The organism is Corallococcus sp. NCSPR001 (assembly GCF_017309135.1).
Lineage (GTDB): Bacteria > Myxococcota > Myxococcia > Myxococcales > Myxococcaceae > Corallococcus.
In genome coordinates this window covers 6,992,465-7,010,119 of record NZ_JAFIMS010000002.1, presented here as the reverse complement: position 1 = coordinate 7,010,119, position 17,655 = coordinate 6,992,465, and the positions used below count along the sequence as shown (strand labels likewise).

Annotated in this window: 1 protein-coding gene (running past one end of the window); it reads right to left on the bottom strand. The window is 70.1% G+C overall.

Going from position 1 to position 17,655, the window contains the following annotated elements:
• Nucleotides 1-17,655, bottom strand: partial view of a non-ribosomal peptide synthase/polyketide synthase gene (locus JYJ93_RS29955; protein WP_206797988.1) — the 5' portion only. The gene continues 11,694 nt to the left of window position 1, outside the view; only the first 17,655 of its 29,349 coding nucleotides appear in the window; the start codon lies at nucleotides 17,653-17,655; the stop codon falls past the left edge of the window.

The following is a 17,655-nucleotide window of genomic DNA, read 5'->3' as shown; positions in this document are numbered from 1 at the left end:
CGGAGGCAGCGAGTCGCGCAGGCGCTGCTGGGTGAGGACGACAGGAGCGCTGGTGTCGGTGAGGACGTGAGCAAGCCACTCACGCGGGTAGCTGGGGTCGATGGGGACGTAGGCGCCACCGGCCTTGAGAGTGCCGAGGATGCCGACGAGGGCCTCCACGGAGCGCTCCACGCACAGCACGACGCGCACGTCGGGGCCAACGCCCAGCTTCACCAGCCGGTGAGCGAGCTGATTGGCGCGGACTTCCAACTCACGGAAGGTGAGCTGCTCCTCACGGCAGATGACGGCCAGGGCATCAGGCGTGCGAAGGGCCTGGGCGCTGAAAGCCTCATGGAGGCAGAGGTCTCGGGGGAACTCCGCGCTGGGCCCATTCCAATCGACGAGCAACTGCTGCCGCTCCGGAGCGGTGAGCAGCGGCAGGCTCGCGAGCGTCGCGTCCGGCTGGGCGGCGATGGCCTCCAGCAGCACGCCCAGATGACCGGACATGCGCTGGACCGTCGACACATCGAAGAGGTCCGTCGCGTACGTCAGTGTCCCGCCGAAGCCCTGGGGCGACTCGCCGAGGGTGAGCGTGAGGTCGAACTTGGAGGACCGGGTGTCCACCGGGACGCTCTGGAAGGACAGCCCGGACACGCGGAGCGCTTCGGTGGGCGCGTTCTGCAGGGAGAACATCGCCTGGAAGAGCGCGCTGCGGCTCAAGTCACGTGAAGGCTGGAGGACCTCCACCAGCTTCTCGAAGGGGACGTGCTGATGCTCGTAGGCCGCGAGCGTCGTGCGGCGCACCTGCGCGAGGAGCTCACGGAAGGTCGCCTGCGGCTGCACATGGGCGCGCAGCACCAGCGTGTTGACGAAGAAGCCGATGAGGCCCTCGGTCTCCGCCTGCGTGCGGCCGGCGATGGGCGTCCCCACGCTAATGTCGTCCTGCGTGGAGTAGCGTGACAGGAGCAGCTGCCAGGCCGCGAGCAACAGCATGAAGGGCGTGGCGCCTTCATCCTGGGCCAGGGTCTTCAGGGCCTGCGAGACCTCCAACGGAATGCGCACGTCCACCGTGGCGCCCCGACGCGACTGCACCGGCGGACGCGGGTGGTCCGTGGGCAGATCCAGCGCGGAAGGTGCTCCCCCGAGCTGCTTCTTCCAGTAGCCCAGCTGCGCGTCCAGGGCCTCACCCTGGAGCCAGCCTCGCTGCCACATCGAGAAGTCCGCGTACTGCACCGGCAGCGGCGGAAGCGAGGGCCTCTGGCCCGTGACGAAGCCCTCATAGAAGGCCGCCACCTCGCGGACGAGGACGCCCATGGACCAGCCGTCGGAGACGATGTGGTGCATCGTCACCAGCAACAGGTGTTCTTCGGCCGCCAGCCGCACCAGCGTGCTGCGCAGCAACGGGCCCGTGGAGAGGCCGAAGGCACGCCGTGCCTCCGTGGCCGCCGCGAGCTGGGCCTCTTCCTCCCGCCGCGACTCAGGTAGGGCTGTCAGGTCGATGACGGGCAGCTCCCAACCGGAGGGAGCGTGGATGCATTGCGACGGCTCCTCCTGCGACGGGGTGAGCGTGGTGCGCAGCGATTCGTGGCGCTCCACCAGCGCTTCGAAGGCGCGGCGCAGGGCTTCGATGTCCACCTGTCCCGTCAGCCGCAGGGCGGTGGGGATGTTGTACGAGATGTCTCCCGGCTGGAGCTGATCCAGCAGCCAGAGGCGCTGCTGGGCGAAGGACAGCGGAATGGCGCCCTCGCGCGGCAGTGGCCGTAGGGGCGGTGCGCGGAGCCCGGCGGACCGGGCCTCCTCGAGCTTCGGCGCGAGGCCTTCGACCGTGGGCGCCTCGAAGAGGGCCCGCAGCGGCAGCTCCACACGGAAGGTGGAGCGCACGCGCGAGACGAGCTGGGTGGCCAGCAACGAGTGGCCTCCCATGGCGAAGAAGTCGTCCCGCACGCCGATGCGCTCCACCCGGAGGACCTCGGCGAAGAGGGTGGCCAGCTGCTCCTCGGTCGTGGTGCGCGGCGCGACGAAGGCGGTGCTCCGGGCCGTGTTCCCCGGCTCCGGCAGGGCCTTCCGGTCCACCTTGCCGTTGGCGTTGATGGGCAGCGCGTCCAGCACCATGAAGGCCGACGGCACCATGTACTCCGGCAGCCGCTGCTTGAGGCCTGCCCGGAGCGTCTCCGGTGTCGGCGAATGGCCCGCGCGCGCGGTGACGTAGCCGATGAGGCGCTTGTCCGCGCCGGTGCCCCGGGCCACCACGACCGCTTCGTTGACGCCAGCGGCGGAGCGCAGCGCGGTTTCGATTTCTCCCAGCTCGATGCGGAAGCCACGCACCTTCACCTGGAGGTCCACGCGGCCCAGGAAGTCGAGCGTGCCGTCATCCCGCCAGCGGGCCTGGTCGCCCGTGCGGTAGAGGCGCTCGCCGGGCTTCGTGGCGAAGGGGTGGGGGATGAAGCGCTCCGCGGTCAGGTCCGGGCGGTGCAGGTAGCCCCAGGCCAGGCCCTGGCCACCGACGTACACCTCACCGGCGATGCCCACGGGCACCGGGTGCAGGTGCCCGTCGAGCACGTAGACCGTGGAGTTGGAGGGCGGCCGGCCGACGGGGATGGCGCCTTCCACGCGCGAGCCATGCCCCATGGCGAAGGTGGTGGCGAGGGTGGTGCTCTCCGTGGGGCCGTAGGCGTTGTGGAAGGTCGCGCCTTCGGGGATGCGGGCCAGGTGTTCTCGCACTCGGTCCGCGGGCAGCACGTCGCCACCGGAGAGGATCTGGCGCACGCCCGCGAGCGCTTCACCCTGGTGCAGGGCCATCTGCTCGAAGAGCGCGGTCGTCAGGAACAGCGTCGTCACGCCGTGGCGGCGCAGCAGCTCGGCCAGCTCCTCCAGCGACAGCGAGTGGGGCGGCGCGAGGACGAGCTTCGAGCCATTCAGCAGCGCGCCCCAGATTTCGAGCGTGGAGGCGTCGAAGGCGATGGGGGCGACATGGAGCCAGACCTCGTCCGCGCCGAAGCGCATGAAGGTGCTGCCGACCACCATTCGCGTGATGCCCCGGTGCGGAATGCAGACGCCCTTGGGGCGGCCGGTGCTCCCGGAGGTGAACATCACGTAGGCCATGGCCTCGCCGTCCACGCGGACGTCGGGGGCATGGGTGGGCCGCGTGGCGATGACGTCGCGCTGCGCATCCAGCCAGACGCGGGTGCCGGTGGCGGGCAGCAGGGCCGCGAAGGGCTGGTGGGTGACGATGAAGTGGACGTCCGCGTCCTCCAACAGGGACGCGATGCGCTCCACGGGCGCATTGCGGTCCACGGGGACGTAGGTGGCCCCCACCTTGAGGATGGCGAGGGTCGCCGTCACCAGCTCGAAGGACCGCTCGACGGCGAGCCCGACCCGCGCACCCGGCGCGATGCCGAGCTCGCGCAGATGGTGGGCCAGTTGGTTCGCGCGCGCGTCCAACTGGCCATAGGTCAGCGAGGCCTCTCCCAGGACGAGGGCGACGGCCTCGGGCGCGCGCTGCGCCTGCCGGGCGAAGTGGACGTGGACGGGGATGTCCGTGGGGCTGGCGACGGTGGTGTCGTTCCACTCCACGAGGATGCGCTGCCGCTCCTCGCTGGAGAGGAGGGACAGCCCGGACACGGACTGCTCGGGCCTGGTGGCCACGGCCTCCAGCAGGGTGAGCAGCTGGCGGGCCATCCGCTCCACGGTGCCGCGCTTGAAGAGGGCGGTGCTGTACTCCAGCGAACCCACGAAGCCCTGGGGCGAGTCCTGCATCGCCAGGTTGAGGTCGAACTTCGCGGAGCGCCCCTCGGTCGTGACCTGCTGGAAGGTGAGGCCGCGGACACGCAGCTCTCCAACCGGGGCGTTCTGGAGGGCGAACATCACCTGGAACAGGGGGCTGCGGCTCGTGTCCCGGACGGGCTGGAGGACCTCCACCAGCTTCTCGAACGGCAGGTGCTGGTGTTCGTAGGCCGCCAGCGTCGTCCCGCGCACCTGGGCGAGCAGCGTGCGGAACGACTCCTCCGGCGCCACGCGCGTGCGCAGGACCAACGTGTTGACGAAGAAGCCGATGAGGCCCTCGGTCTCCGCCTGGGTGCGGCCGGCGATGGGCGAGCCCACGGTGATGTCGTCCTGAGCGGAGTAGCGCGACAGGAGCACCTGGAACGCTGCGAGCAGCACCATGAAGGGCGTGGCGCCCTCACGCTGCGCCAGTGTCTTGAGCGCTTCGGATGTCGTCTGGGGAATCCGGACGGAGACGGCCGCGCCCTGGTGGGACTGGATGGCAGGACGCGGATGGTCGGTGGGCAGCTCCAGCGCGAAAGCCGCGCCCGAGAGTTGCTGCTTCCAGTAGCCCAGTTGTGCGTCCAGCGCTTCGCCCTGGAGCCACTGGCGCTGACGTTCCGCGAAGTCCGCGTACTGCACCGGCAGCGGGGCCAGCGTGGGCGTCTGGCCGGAGGTGAAGGCCTCGTAGAAGGCCACCAGCTCGCGGACGAGCACGCCCATGGACCAGCCGTCTGAGACGATGTGGTGCATCGTCACGAGCAGGAAGTGGTCCTCCTCCGCCAGCCGCACCAGCGTCGTGCGCAGGAGCGGCCCTCGCTCCAGGTGGAAGGGCTGGTTGGCCTCCTTCGCGATCCGTCGCCGGGCCTCGTCTTCGCGCTGCATGTCGGGCAACGCGGAGAGGTCCACGAGCGGCAGCGTCCACGCGTCCGGCAGGTGGATGTGCTGCGTGGCCTGGCCTTCGTGCTCGTGGAAGGTGGTGCGCAGGGACTCGTGACGCGCGACCAGGGACTCGAAGGCGCGGCGCAGCGACTCCACGTTCACCGGGCCCTTGAGCCGGAGCGCGGAGGGAATGTTGTACGACGCATCGCCCGGCGTGAGCTGATCCAGGAACCAGAGGCGCTGCTGGGCGAACGAGAGCGGAATGGCCCCCGTGCGTGAGGAGGGCCGGAGCGCGGGCGCACCCCGGGCCACCGCGGGCCGTGCATCCGCGAGCTTCAGGGCGAGGGCGGCCACGGTCGGCGCATCGAAGAGCGCGCGCAGGGGCAGCTCCAGCCCCAGCGTGGCCCGCACGCGCGAGACGAGCTGGGTGGCCAACAGCGAGTGGCCTCCCAACGCGAAGAAGTCATCGTGGAGGCCTACGCGCTCCACCCGGAGGACCTCGGTGAAGAGGGCCGCCAACTGTTTCTCGTTGGCGGTGCGCGGTGCGACGTAGGCGACGGTGCGCGCGGTCTCTTCGGGCTCCGGCAGGGCCTTGCGGTCCACCTTGCCGTTGGCGTTGAGGGGCAGCGCGTCCAGCACCATGAAGGCCGACGGCACCATGTACTCAGGCAGGCTCCGCCGGAGCTGGGCCTTGAGCGCGTCCGCGTCCAACGAGACGCCCGCGCGAGCGGTGACATAGCCGATGAGGCGTTTGTCCGCGTCCGCGCCCCGGGCCACGACGACGGCCTCGTTGACGCCCTGGAAGGCGCGCAGGGCGGCTTCGATTTCGCCCAGCTCGATGCGGAAGCCACGCACCTTCACCTGGAAGTCCAAGCGGCCCAAGTACTCCAGGCGCCCGTCGAGGCGGTAACGGACGCGGTCGCCCGTGCGGTACATGCGGCCACCGGGAGGACCGTAGGGCTCCGGCAGGAAGCGCTCTGCCGTGAGCTCCGGGCGCAGCAGATAGCCACGCGCCTGGCCTTCGCCGGCGAGGTACAGCTCACCAGCGACACCGACAGGCACCGGCTGGAGTGAAGCGTCCAGCACGTAGGCCCGCGTCGCGGGCAGGGGACGGCCGATGAGAGGCACTTCGTCACGGCCGACGAGAGAGGCCGTGGAGTAGGTCGTGTCCTCGGACGGGCCGTAGAGGTTGTAGAGCTTCTCAACCGTAGGCACCGCGTAGACCTGCTTCGCCAATGTCTCGGGCAGGGCCTCACCGGCGAGGTTGATGACGCGCACGCTGGGAGGCACCGCGCCCAGGCGCAGCAGTTGCGCCATGGCGGAGGGCACGGTGTTGACCAGGGTGACGTGGGACGCCGTAGGCAGCTCCGCCAGGTGCAGGGCGTTCTTCGCCACCACCACCGCACCGCCACTGGAGAGAGGCGCGAAGAGTTCGAAGACGGAGAGGTCGAAGTTGAGGCTCGTCGCGGCGAGCGTTCCCTTCAGTTCCTCCGGTGAGAAGGTCTCCAAGGCCCAGTGGAGGAACGCCACGGCATTGCCATGCGAGATGGCGACGCCCTTGGGGCGGCCGGTGCTGCCGGAGGTGTAGATGAGATAGGCGAGGTGTCCGGGGTGGATGTCCACTGAGGGCGCCGTCGTCGGCTGCTTCGTCAGTTCCGCATCCGAGTCGAGACACACCGGCGTGGCGGAGGTTTCAGGCAGCGCCTGCAAGAGATGCGAGTGGGCGACGAGAGCGGGGCCCTGGGCATCTTCCAGCAGCCAGCCCAAACGCTCACGCGGGTAGCTGGGATCCAGCGGCACGTAGGCGCCACCGGCCTTGAGGATGCCGAGTGCTCCAATGACGAGGTCTTCAGTGCGCTCGACACACAGGCCGACGCGAACCTCGGGCCCTACGCCGAGGCCTCGTAGCCGGTGCGCGAGTTGGTTCGCCTTCGCATCCAGCTCGCGGTACGTCAGCTGCCGCTCCGGCGTGATGACGGCCAGCGCGTCCGGCGTGCGACGTACCTGGGCTTCCACCATCGCGGGGATGCTGGGCTCACGCGGCGCCTGCGTTGCCGGGGGATTCCACTCCACGAGGATCTGCCGGCGCTCGTCGCTGGAGAGGAGGGGCAGGGTGGCCACGGATTGCTCAGGCCTGGTGGCCACGGCTTCCAGCAGCGTGAGCAGATGGCTGCACATCCGCTCGATGGTGCTCCGCTCGAAGAGGGCGGTGCTGTACTCCAGCGAGCCCACGAAGCCCTGGGGTGAGTCCTGCATCGCCAGATTGAGGTCGAACTTCGCGGAGCGCCCTTCGGTGGTGACCTGCTGGAAGGTGAGGCCGCGAATGCGCAGGTCTCCAACCGGGGCGTTCTGGAGGGCGAACATCACCTGGAACAGCGGGCTGCGGCTCGCGTCTCGCGCGGGCTGGAGGACCTCCACCAACTTCTCGAACGGAAGGTGCTGGTGCTCGTAGGCCGCGAGCGTCGTGCCGCGCACCTGGGAGAGGAGCTCACGGAAGGTTGACCGCGGCTGGACGTGAGCACGCAACACGAGCGTGTTGACGAAGAAGCCGATGAGGCCCTCGGTCTCCGCCTGGGTGCGGCCGGCGATGGGCGAGCCCACGGTGATGTCGTCCTGCGCGGAGTAGCGCGACAGGAGCACCTGGAACGCCGCGAGCAGCACCATGAAGGGCGTGGCGCCCTCACGCTGCGCCAGCGCCTTGAGCGCTTCAGACGTCGCCTGGGGAATCCGGACGGAGACGGCCGCGCCCTGGTGGGACTGGATGGCCGGACGCGGATGGTCGGTGGGCAGCTCCAGAGCGAAGGCCGCGCCCGCGAGCTGCTGCTTCCAGTAGCCCAGCTGCGCGTCCAGCGCTTCACCCTGGAGCCACTGGCGCTGACGTTCCGCGAAGTCCGCGTACTGCACCGGCAGCGGGGCCAGCGTGGGCGTCTGGCCGGAGGTGAAGGCCTCGTAGAAGGCCACCAGCTCGCGGACGAGCACGCCCATGGACCAGCCGTCTGAGACGATGTGGTGCATCGTCACGAGCAGGAAGTGGTCCTCCTCCGCCAGCCGCACCAGCGTCGTGCGCAGCAGCGGCCCGCGCTCCAGATGGAAGGGCTGATTGGCCTCCTTCGCGATCCGTCGCTGGGCCTCGTCTTCGCGCTGCATGTCGGGCAACGCGGAGAGGTCCACGAGCGGCAGCGTCCACGCGTCCGGCAGGTGGATGTGCTGCGTGGCCTGGCCTTCGTGCTCGTGGAAGGTGGTGCGCAGGGACTCGTGACGCGCGACCAGGGACTCGAAGGCGCGGCGCAGCGACTCCACGTCCACCGGCCCCTTGAGCCGGAGCGCGGAGGGAATGTTGTACGACGCATCGCCCGGCGTGAGCTGATCCAGGAACCAGAGCCGCTGCTGGGCGAACGAGAGCGGGATGGCTCCCGTGGTGCGTGGCACCGGCAGGATCGCGGGCGCGCCCCGGGTAGCCGCGGGCCGTGTGTCCTCAAGCTTCAGGGCGAGGGCGGCCACGGTCGGCGCATCGAAGAGCGCGCGCAGGGGCAGCTCCAGCCCCAGCGTGGCCCGCACGCGAGAGACGAGCTGGGTGGCCAGCAGCGAGTGGCCTCCCATGGCGAAGAAGTCATCGTGAATGCCGATCCGCTCCACGCGGAGGACTTCGGCGAAGAGCGTGGCCAGCTGCTCTTCGGTCGGGTTGCGCGGCGCGACGAAGGCGGCGCGAGAAGTCTCCTCGGGCTCCGGCAGGGCCTTGCGGTCCACCTTGCCGTTGGCGTTGAGGGGCAGCGTGTCCAGCACCATGAAGGCCGACGGCACCATGTACTCGGGCAGGTGCTGCTTGAGGTCTGCCCGGAGGAGGTCCACGTCCAGCGAGGCGCCCGCGCGAGCGGTGACGTAGCCGACGAGGCGCTTGCCCGCGTCCGCGCCCCGGGCCACGACAACGGCCTCGTTGACGCCCGGGAGTGCGCGCAGGGCGGCTTCGATTTCGCCCAGCTCGATGCGGAAGCCACGCACCTTCACCTGGAAGTCCAGGCGGCCCAGGAAGTCGAGCGTGCCGTCCGCCTTCCAGCGGGCCTTGTCGCCCGTACGGTAGAGGCGCTCGCCCGGCGTGGTGGCGACGGGATGGGGGACGAAGCGCTCCGCGGTGAGGTCCGCGCGGTTCAGGTAGCCCCACGCGAGGCCCTGGCCGCCCACGTACACCTCACCGGCGACACCCACGGGCACCGGGTGCAGGTGCGCGTCGAGCACGTAGATGGTGGAGTTGGAGATCGGACGGCCAATGGGGATGGCGCCTTCCACGCGCATGCCGTGCCGCATGGTGAGGGTGGTGGAGAAGGTGGTGTTCTCCGTGGGGCCGTAGGCGTTGTGGAAGGTCGCGCCTTCGGAGAGGCGGCCCAGGTGCTCGCGCACGCGGTCCGCGGGCAGCACGTCGCCACCGGCGAGGACCTGACGCACGCCCGCGATCGCTTCACCCTGGTGCAGGGCCATCTGCTCGAAGAGGGCGGTGGTGAGCCAGAGCGACGTCACTCGGTGGTGGCGAACCTGCGCGGCCAGTTCCTCCAGCGAGAGGGAATGCGGCGGAGCGAGGACGAGCTTCGCGCCGTGCAGTAGCGCACCCCAGATTTCGAGCGTGGACGCGTCGAACGCGACGGGTGCGAACTGGAGCCAGACTTCGTCAGGCCCGAAGCGCATGAAGGTGCTGCCGAGCACGAGGCGGGTGATGCCCCGGTGCGGCACGCTGACGCCCTTGGGGCGGCCCGTGGAGCCCGAGGTGAACATCACGTAGGCCAGGGCTTCACCGTCCACGCGGACATCCGGTGCATGCGTGGGCAGCGCGGCGATCTCCGCGGACTGGGCATCCATCCAGACGCGAGTGCCGGAGGCGGGCAGCAGTGAGGCGAAGGGCTGGTGCGTGACCACCACGCCTACGTCCGCGTCCTCCAGCAACATGGCGATGCGGTCGACGGGCGCATTGCGGTCCACCGGCACGAAGGCCGCCCCCGTCTTGAGGATGGCGAGGAGCGCGGTCACCAGCTCGAAGGAGCGCTCGACGGCGAGGCCGACGCGCGCACCCGGGACGATGCCGAGGGCCCGCAGGTGATGGGCCAACTGGTTCGCGCGCGCGTCCAGTTGCGCATACGTCAGCGTCGCATCTCCCAGCACCAGGGCCACCGCGTCGGGCGTGCGCTGCGCCTGCCGCGCGAAGTGGACGTGGACCGGGACGTCCGTCGGGCTGACGGCGGCCGTGTCATTCCACTCCACAAGGACGCGTTGGCGCTCCTCTCGGGAGAGGAGGGACAGCTCGGCCATGGGCTGCTCGGGCTTCGCGGCCACGGCCTCCAGCAGCGTGCGCAGGTGGCTGTCCATCCGCTCGATGGTGCTCCGCTCGAAGAGGGCGGTGCTGTATTCCATCCAGCCGGTGAACCCCTGCGGTGAGTCCTGCAACGTCAGGGTGAGGTCGAACTTGGCGGAGTGGCTTTCGGCGGCGACCGGCCGGAAGGTGAGGCCTGGCACGCGCAGCGCTTCTCCCGGGGCGTTCTGGAGGACGAACATCACCTGGAACAGCGGGCTGCGGCTCGCGTCCCGCACGGGCTGGAGGGCCTCCACCAGCTTCTCGAAGGGCACGTGCTGATGTTCGTAGGCCGCGAGCGTCGTGCCTCGCACCTGGGCCAGCAGCTCCCGGAAGGTGTCCTCCGGGGTCACGCGTGCGCGGAGCACGAGCGTGTTGACGAAGAAGCCGATGAGCCCTTCGGTCTCCGCCTGCGTGCGGCCCGCGATGGGCGAGCCCACGGTGATGTCGTCCTGCGCCGAGTACCGCGACAGGAGCACCTGCCAGGCCGCGAGCAGCACCATGAAGGGCGTGGCGCCTTCACGCTGCGCCAGCGCCTTGAGTGCTTCCGACGTCGCCTGGGAAATCCTCACGGCGTGCGTCGCGCCCGTGTGGGACTGGATGGCCGGGCGGGGATGATCCGTGGGCAGCTCCAGCGTGGCCGGAGCCCCTGCGAGCTGCTGCTTCCAGTAGCCCAGCTGCGCGTCGAGCGTTTCGCCCTGGAGCCAGTCGCGCTGCCACGCCGCGAAGTCCGAGTACTGCACCGGCAGCGGGGGCAGCGCGGGCATCTGGCCGCTGCTGAAGGACTCGTAGAAGGTCACCAGCTCGCGGACGAGCACGCCCATGGACCAGCCGTCGGAGACGATGTGGTGCATCGTCACGAGCAGCAGGTGCTCTTCCGCCGCCAGCCGCACGAGCGCGGTGCGCAGCAGCGGGCCGTTTCGCAGGTCGAACGGCTGACGCGCCGCCGCCTCGACCATCCGCTGTGCCTCGTCTTCGCGCCGCGATTCGGGCTGCGTGGAGAGGTCGATGAGCGGCAACGCCCAGGTGCCGGGCGTGTGGATGTGCTGGGTGGCCTGCCCCTGGCTTTCGCGGAAGGTGGTGCGCAGGGCGTCGTGGCGAGCGACCAGCGCTTCAAAGGCGCGGCGCAGCGACTCCACGTCCACCGGGCCTGTCAGCCGGAGCGCCGTGGGGATGTTGTAGGACGCGTCGCCCGGCGTGAGCTGATCCAGGAACCAGAGACGATGCTGGGCGAAGGACAGGGGCTGCGGGCCGTCCGCCTGGATCCGGGTGAGCGGAGGGGGGCGCAGGCTCGGCGTCTGGGCATTGAGGCGCTCGACGAGCGTGGCCACGGTGGGCGCTTCGAAGAGGGCCCGCAGCGGCAGTTCTACGCGGAACGCGGCGCGCACGCGCGAGACGAGCTGGGTGGCCAGCAGCGAGTGTCCACCCAGGGCGAAGAAGTCGTCGTGGATGCCCACGCGCTCCACGCGCAGCACCTGCGTGAAGAGGGCCGCGAGCTGCTCTTCGGCGGGCGTACGCGGCGCGACGTAGGTGGACTTGGGCGCGACTGCCTGGGGCGCGGGCAGCGCCTTGCGGTCCACCTTGCCGTTGGCGTTGAGCGGCAGCGCCTCCAGCACCAGGAACGCGGAGGGGCGCATGTGCTCGGGCAGGTGTTGCTTGAGCCAGTCCTTGAGGATGTCCGCCGTCAGGGCGGAGCCGGTGCCTTCCGTGGGCACCACGTAGGCCACGAGCCGCTTGTCGCCGGGGCTGTCCTCGCGCGCGAGCACCACGGCGGCATGCACCTGGGGATGCTTGAGGAGCGTGGACTCGATTTCGCCCAGTTCGATGCGGAAGCCGCGGACCTTCACCTGGAAGTCCGCGCGGCCCAGGTAGTCGAGCATCCCGTCCGCACGCCAGCGCACGACGTCGCCGGTGCGGTAGAGGCGAGCGCCCGGGGTGGAGGAGAAGGCGTCGGGGATGAAGCGCTCCGCCGTCAGCTCGGGGCGGTTGAGGTAGCCGCGCGCGACGCCTTCGCCTCCCAGGAAGAGCTCGCCCGCGACGCCCATGGGCACCGGGCGCAGGGACTTGTCCAACACGTACGCGCGGACGTTGGACAGGGGCCGGCCGATGGTGGGCGTGGCGGAAGCGTCGAAGGCGCAGGCGGTGGCGTCGACGGTGCACTCGGTGGGGCCGTAGACGTTGAAGGCGCGCAGGCGTGGGTGCTGGGCCAGGCTGCTCCACGTGCCGGGGTCCACCGCCTCGCCGCCCACCAACGCGCGCTGGGGGAGGACGTCCTTCTCCAGCAGCCCTTCATCCACCAGCATGCGCAGGTGCGCGGGCGAGCAGTCGAGGACCTCCAGCGCGTCCTGCCCGATGCGCTTCACCAGCTCACCGGCATCCGCGCGGGCCTCCTCCGGGACGATGCAGAGGGTGTGGCCATCGAGCACCTGGACGAGCTGCTGGACGGAGGCGTCGAAGGACAGCGGTGCGTTGACGCTGACGCGCTCCCCCGCGCTCCGGCCCTGGTGCACGGTGTTGGCCAGCCCCTGCCGCAGGTTCATCACGGAGCGGTGCTGGATCATCACGCCCTTGGGACGGCCGGTGCTGCCGGAGGTGTAGATGATGTAGGCCAGGTGCTCGGGGGAGACGGCCACGCCGGGCGCTTCGCGGGACTCGGCCGCGAGCTCCGCCGCGTCCGGGTCGAGGAGGACGACGTGGGCCGTGTGCTGGGGCAGCACGTCACGCACGCGCTGCTGCGTGAGGACGACGGGCGCGCCGGTGTCGGAGAGGACGTGGGCGAGCCACTCGCGCGGGTAGCGGAAGTCCAGGGGCACATAGGCGCCGCCGGCCTTGAGGATGCCCAGGATGCCGACGAGCGCCTCCACGGAGCGATCCACGCACAGCACCACGCGCACGTCGGGCCCGACGCCCAGCTTCACCAGCCGGTGGGCCAGTTGGTTGGAGCGCGCATCCAGCTCCTGGAACGTGAGCTGCTGGTCGCGGCAGATGACGGCCAGGGCCTCCGGCGTGCGAAGGGCCTGGGCGGTGAAGGCCTCGTGGAAGCAGGTGTCGCGGGGGAACTCCACGTCCGTCCGGTTCCAGTCGACAAGGAGTTGCTGGCGCTCCTGCGCCGTGAGCAGGGGCAGGCTCGCGAGCGTCGCCTCCGGCTGCGCGGCGATGGCCTCCAGCAGGACGCCCAGGTGGCCCACGAGACGCTGGACGGTGGAGGCATCGAAGAGGTCGGTGCTGTACTCGATGAAACCGGTGAGGCCCTGGGGCACCTCGAAGAGCGTGAGGGACAGGTCGAAGCGGGAGGAGTTGCCCTCCAGGGGGATGGGCTGGAAGGCCAGGCCTGGCACGCGCAGCGCTTCAGCGGGTGCGTTCTGCAGGACGAGCATCACCTGGAAGAGCGCGCTGCGACTCAGGTCGCGCACGGGCTGGAGGACCTCGACCAGCTTCTCGAAGGGGACGTGCTGGTGTTCGTAGGCGGCGAGCGTGGTGGCCTTCACCTGGGCCAGCAGTTCGCGGAATGTCGCCTGCGGATCCACCTGGGACCGCAGGACGAGCGTGTTGACGAAGAAGCCGATGAGGCTTTCGGCCTCGGCGTGGGTGCGGCCGGCGATAGGGGAGCCGACGGAGATGTCGTCCTGGCCGGAGTAGCGGGAGAGCAGCAGCTGGAAGGCGGAGAGCAGCAGCATGAAGGGCGTGGCGCCTTCACGCTGGGCGAGGCCGCGCAGCGAGTCCGTCAGCTGCGAAGGGAAGTGCACGGGCATCGTGGCGCCGCGCAGGGACTGGACGGCCGGACGCGGGCGGTCGGTGGGCAGCTCCAATGCCGCGGGCGCACCCGCCAACTGATGCTTCCAGTAGCGGAGTTGGAACTCCAGCGCTTCGCCCTGGAGCCACTGACGCTGCCAGACGGCGAAGTCCGCGTATCGCACGGGCAGCGGTGGCAGGGAGGGAGCCCGGCCGCCACTGAAGGACTCATAGAGGCTCGCCAGTTCGCGGATGAGGACGCCCATGGACCAGCCGTCGGAGACGATGTGGTGCATCGTCGCGAGGAGGACGTGGGATTCGGCTGAGAGCTTGAGAAGGGCCGTGCGCAGCAGCGGCCCTCGGACGAGGTTGAAGGGCTGCCGGGCTTCACGGGTAGCGAGCCGCAACGTCTCTTCCTCTCGCGCGGACTCATCGAGGGAAGAGAGGTCCTGCACGGGGAGCGCCCATGGGGCCGGAGGATGGATGCGCTGGAAGGGCTGACCCTCTTCCTCGAAGAAGGTGGTGCGCAGCGCTTCATGGCGCGCCACGAGGGCTTCGAAGGCCCGGCGCAGGGCCTCGACATCCAGGCGGCCCAGGAGGCGCAGGGCGACGGGCAGGTTGTAGGACGCGTCGTCCGGGGTCAGCTGGTCGAGGAACCAGAGGCGCTGCTGCGCGAAGGAGAGCGGCTGCGGGCCTTCGGTGCGCGTGCGCGTCAGGGAGGGCAGGCGCGTGCCGGTCGCGGCGCGCTGGAGGCGTTCGGCCAGTGCGGCGATGGTGGGGGCTTCGAAGAGGGCACGAAGCGGCAGCTCCATGTCGAGCGCCGCGCGCACGCGGGCCACCAGTTGCGTGGCGAGCAGGGAGTGGCCCCCCAGCTCGAAGAAGTTGTCGGTGCGGCCCACGGTGGGGACGCGCAGCACTTCGCTCCAGAGGGTCGCGAGCTTCTCCTCCAGCGGCGTCGCCGGGGCCTCGTAGGCGTGTGACGCCCGGAGCGCGCCCGCATCCGGAGCAGGAAGGGCCTTGCGGTCCACCTTGCCGTTGGACGTCAGCGGCAGCGCCTCCATGGAGACGAAGGCGGCGGGCACCATGTACTCGGGCAGGTGCTGCTTCAGGTGGGCGCGGAGCGTGGTGACGTCGAGAGCGTCACCGACGACGTAGGCGACGAGTCGCTTTTCGCCCGGAGCATCCTCGCGGGCGAGCACGACGGCGTCCTTCACGGCTGGGGCTGCACGCAGGGCGTTCTCGACTTCGCCCAGCTCGATGCGGAAGCCGCGGACCTTCACCTGCGCGTCGATGCGACCGATGAAGTCCAACTGGCCATCCGCGCGCCAGCGCACCACGTCGCCCGTGCGGTAGAGGCGAGCCCCTTCCTCACCGGAGAAGGCGTCCGGCACAAAGCGCTCGGCGGTGAGGCCCGGCCGGCCCGCGTACCCGCGCGCGACGCCCACGCCACCGATGTGCAACTCACCGCGCACTCCCACGGGCACCGGCTGCCCGTGAGGGTCCAGCACGTAGACGCACACGTTCGCCAGCGGCTTGCCGATGGACGGCACTTCTCCATCCGCCACCACCTCACCGAAGGTGGCGATGACGGTGGCTTCGGTGGGGCCGTAGGTATTGAGCAGGCGCCGTCCCGGAGCCCAGCGCGCGACGACGTCCGCAGGCAGGGCTTCGCCGCCGGAGATGACGGTGCGTACCTTGGGCAGGCCCTCGGAGGATGTCGCTGCCAGGGCCGCGGGGGTGAGGCTGACGACGCTCAGCTCCTGCTCACGCAGCAGCACGGGCAGAGGCGCGCCCGGCATCAACTTCTCCAACGGGGCCAGCACCAGCGTGGCGCCGTTGCAGAGCGTGGTGAAAATCTCCTCCACGGAGAGGTCGAAGCTGAGGCTGGCGAACTGCAACACGCGGCTGCCGGGGCCGATGCCGTACGCCACCGCTTCATGGGTGACGAGGTTGGCGACACTGCGGTGCTCCACCGCCGTGCCCTTGGGCGTCCCCGTGCTGCCCGAGGTGTAGAGCAGGTACGCCATATTGGCGGGCGTTACACCCGTCACGGGCGCATCCGTTGGCTCCTGCGCCAGGGACTCGCGCTCCGTATCCAGGCAGAGGGCGCGGGCATGCAGTGCTTCGGGGAAGCGGTCCACCAGCGGCTGCTGGGTGACGAGCACCTGGGCCGCGCTGTCCTCCAGCATGAAGGCCAGACGCTCGCGGGGAAGAAGCGGATCCACGGGCACCCAGGCGCCACCGGCCTTCAGGATGCCGAGCAGGCCGATGACGACGTCGAGGGACCGCTCGACGCTGAGTGCGACGCGGACCTCCGGGCCCACGCCACGGCGGCGCAGGGCATGGGCAAGCTGATTGGCGCGCGCGTCCAGTTGCGCGTACGTCAGCTGCACTCCCTCGAAGACAGCGGCCACCGCGTCAGGAGCGCGGCGCACCTGCGCCTCGAAGAGCGAGTGCATGCACGCTTCAGGGAACGGCGCCCGCGTGGCGTTCCAATCCACCAACATCTGCTGGCGCTCATCCGCCGCGAGCAACTGCAGCGACGACACGCGCTGATCCGGCTTCGCGATGGCCTCCTGCAGGAGCACGCGCAGGTGCTCGGCCATGCGTGAGGCGGTGGAGGCGGTGAAGATGTCGGTGGTGTATTCGAGATAGCCCTTGAGGCCGGCGTCCGTTTCCAGCACCTGGAGGGTGAGGTCGAACTTGGCGGAGAAGGTATCGAGCTCCAGGGCCTCCAGCTTGACGCCCTCGACGGTGGCGGCGCCGCGGAAGGAGGCTTGGTAGGTGAGCATCACCTGGAAGAAGGGAGTGCGCCCCGGGATGCGCTCGGGCTTCAACTCCTCCACGAGCCGCTCGATGGGCAGTTCCTGGTGCTCCTGGGCACCGAGCACCGTCTCCCGCACCTGACGCAGCAGGGTGCGGAATGAAGCCGTGCCAGTCACGCGGGTGCGAAGCACCTGGGCGTTGACGAAGAGGCCGATGAGGCCCTCCACCTCGCCGCGAGTACGGCCCGCCATGGGAGAGCCGACGGTGACGTCCTCCTGGCCGGAGTAGCGGGCCATCAGCATCTGCCAGCCCGTCAGCAGCGCCATGTAGAGGGAAGCGCCTTCCTGCTGCGCCAGGGCCTTGAGTGCGTCCGTCAACTCGCGCGGCAGCAGCACGTCATGCCGGGCGCCTCGGCCATCTCGCGTCGCGGGGCGGGGGAAGTCGGTGGGCAGCTCCAGCGCGGAAGGCACCTCGGCCAACTGACGCTTCCAGTAATCGAGCTGCTTCTCCAGCCGGGGGCCCTGCATCCACTCGCGCTGCCAGACGCCGAAGTCCGCGTACTGGATGCCCAGCGGCGGCAGGGGCGCTGCCTGGCCTCGCGCGAAGGCCCCGTAGAGGAGCGCCACCTCGCGCACCAGCAGCGTCATGGACCAGCCGTCGGAGATGATGTGGTGCACCACCACGACGAGCAGATGCTCTGCCGGTGCCGACGTCAGTAGCAGCGCGCGCAGCAGCGGGCCCTTCGCGAGGTCGAAGGGCCGCGCGGCCTCTTCACGTGCCAGACGCCACACGTCCTCTGGCTGCGAGCCCGTGAGCGCCTTGCGCTCCAGGGTGAGCACGGGCTCCGGCGACACCACCAGCACGGGGCCGGACGCGTCCTCGCGGAAGGTGGTGCGCAGCACTTCATGACGGCGCACCACTTCGCGCAGCGCGCGCTCCAGGACGGCCACGTCGAGTGCGCCCTCCAGGCGCACCGCCATGGGCACGTTGAAGAGGGACGTGCCGGGCTGGAGCTGATCAATGAACCAGAGGCGCTGCTGGGCGAAGGACAGGGGCAAGGGCCGCGAGCGGTCCTGCACCGGGATGAGGCCTTGCACGGAGTTGCCCGCGGTGGCCTTTTGAGCGGCCATCTTCTTGAGCAACTCGGCGCGCTTCTCCGGTGAGAGGTTGGCGATCCGCTTCGACAGCTCGTGGCTCAT